Raw genomic sequence first — 2,603 nt, 5'->3', positions numbered from 1 at the left:
TATAAAGCAGAGAAATTCATTCAAGAATGTCTCGATTCTATTTTTTCGCAACTTCCTGATTCTGTAGAAATAATAATTGTTAATGATGGAACACCGGATCATAGTATTGAAATAATTAAGACAGAATATTCAGATTGGTTAGCAAAAGACCAAATTGTATTAATAGAGCAAGAAAATGCAGGGCCGGGTGCAGCAAGAAATAGTGGCTTAGCGGTTGCCAGGGGAGAGTATATTGGGTTCTTGGATAGTGATGATGTTTTACTTGAAAATTATTTTAGTGTACTTTTTGAGACTCTGAATACATATAAGGCAGATATAGTTGAGTTTGGTTTTAAACGCTTTCAAAAGCTTTCGGACATTCAAAACGACATATACCAACCTTTGTATGCATTTAAAGGACCGCACAAAATAGAAGAAGTGAGAAATGAAATTTTTTCTGTAGGTATTTGGTTTCCATCGACAAGAGTCTATAAAAAAGAAATATTTGAGAAGGTTAGGTTTCCAGAGGGAGTATTTTACGAGGATCTGATGACTATTGCGTATGTTTTTTTGAACGACTTAGAAGCATATTTTATAGATCAGCCATTGATAGGATATCGTTTCAATCCTAATAGTACGACAGCTGTGCATACTGAGTCTCATGCAATAGATTTGTATAAGTTTTATATGTCACTGATAGCACTTGACCAAACAATACCTATAGAGATATTGAAAATTAAAACAGCAAGAAGTATTGCCTACTTTTACAATGAACTGGGATCTTTAGACATCCCAATTATAGATATATTAGAAGATATAAGGAAGATAAAAAAACGATTGGTTTTGTTGAAAAATTTAAAATATCCTGATCTTCTTTTTTTTATGCTTCCGATGATGTATATGTTCATAGATAAAGTTCGATTAAATAAGCAGAGCAGGAAGTAAACTGTGAAAATATCAATCGCGATGGCAACATATAATGGTGCGGCATATTTGCAAGACCAACTGGACTCATATTTATCTCAGAAGCGGTTGCCTGATGAATTAGTAGTATGTGATGACGGCTCAACAGATGAAACCGTTGTAATATTGGAGGCATTCCAAAAAGTTGCACCATTTCAAGTACAGATAATCAAGAACGAAAATAATCTTGGCTACACAAAGAACTTTGAAAAGGCCCTGTCGCTATGCACGGGAGATGTTGTTTTTTTTAGCGATCAGGATGATGTTTGGCTACCTGGAAAAATCAGTACGATCGAAAAAGTTTTTAATGATAATCCAGACATCTCTTTAGTAATTCATGATGCGGAATTGGTAAACGAAAATTTGGAGCCTACCGGTTTGACGAAGCTTGGTCAGATCCGTTCAGGTGGCTATTCTGATAACTCTTTTGCTACAGGTACATTAAGCGCTATACGCAGAGATATACTAAATATCATACTTCCATTTCCCGATGGAATAGCAGGCGGACATGATGGTTGGGTACATATCATCGCACGTTTAGTGGATAGACGTATGATTGTTAGCGATGTATTACAAAAACTTCGAAGACATTCGAATAATACTTCTGAATGGGTTGCAAGTTCTTTAACTAGGATTCGTAAAATAGATGTAGCTAAAAGTCAGTTTTTTGCAACCGCTGCAGATTCATATCGCGATCGATTATTGTACAATGAAAGTTTGGCTCAAAGGTTTATTAAAGTCAGGTCTGGTGAAATAAGTTGTCCCTTTACCATTGATTTTAAACAGATTGAACTAGTGCTTGAAAGAGAATACAAGGCACTGCTGAAAAGACAAGACCTGCTTTCTCATGGTTTTATCGGCAGGAAGATATGTGCGTTGTCGATGCTTATAAATAGAGATTATCAACACTTTAATGGTGTAAGAAGTTTCATTCGTGATTTTTTGAGGTAAGCATTAAAAGGAAAAAGTTGAAAGTAGCATTTTTTACAGCAAGGTATTCACGCTCTGGTGTTCCCCTCGCTCAGATCCGTCTTGCAAATTTATTTTTGGAGCGCGGATATGATGTGGACTTTATTGTCGGCTATATACCAGAAGGCCTTGATCTTCCTCATTTGGAAGGGATCAATACTATAGTCTTTGATCGTCCTCGTGTGTTTACAATGTTTAGTCCTATCATCAAATATCTATATGCAAACAAGCCAGACATCATCATCTCAGCAGAAGACCATCTGAATGCAGTTGTTCTTCTCTCAGCAATAGTAACGCGTTCGCATGCAAAAATAAGTGTTTCATCGAGAGTGACTCCGTTCGACACCTATTCAAATAAGATCTTTTCTAAACGATGGATCTTAAAACACTTTATGAATCTGGTAGAGAGCAGAGCAGATGCGCTTGTCTGTGTTTCTAAAGATATGGTGGAACAGTATAAGACTGTTTTCAAAAACTCAAGACACCAATGCATATACAATGTCGTTAAAGACAGACATTCAGAAGCAAAAATAGCAGAAAGTGTTGATGAACCATGGCTAACAAACAAGACAGCTCCTGTCATTGTTTCCGCAGGAAGACTCGCGCCTGAAAAAGGTTATCCCGATTTGATAATGGCGGTAAAAGAGTTGTCAAAAACTCAAGATATAAAGCTCATTATGCTTGGAGAAGGC

At 36.5% G+C, this 2,603-nt stretch carries 3 protein-coding genes; all 3 read left to right on the top strand.

Annotated features, from left to right (window positions below; all coding sequences use genetic code 11):
- The coding region (locus ABYK33_RS15305; protein ID WP_373034185.1) for a glycosyltransferase family 2 protein at positions 1 to 924 on the top strand (924 nt) is incomplete at its 5' end.
- A gap of 3 nt (positions 925 to 927) precedes the next feature.
- Complete coding sequence (locus tag ABYK33_RS15300) at positions 928 to 1,893, top strand: glycosyltransferase family 2 protein (RefSeq protein ID WP_373034184.1); 966 nt, start codon at positions 928 to 930, stop codon at positions 1,891 to 1,893.
- A 17-nt stretch (positions 1,894 to 1,910) separates the two neighbouring features.
- The coding region (locus ABYK33_RS15295) for a glycosyltransferase (protein WP_373034183.1) at positions 1,911 to 2,603 on the top strand (693 nt) is incomplete at its 3' end.

It is taken from the genome of Sulfurovum sp. (assembly GCF_041562805.1).
Lineage (GTDB): Bacteria > Campylobacterota > Campylobacteria > Campylobacterales > Sulfurovaceae > Sulfurovum.
This window is presented reverse-complemented; position numbering and strand designations above follow the sequence as displayed.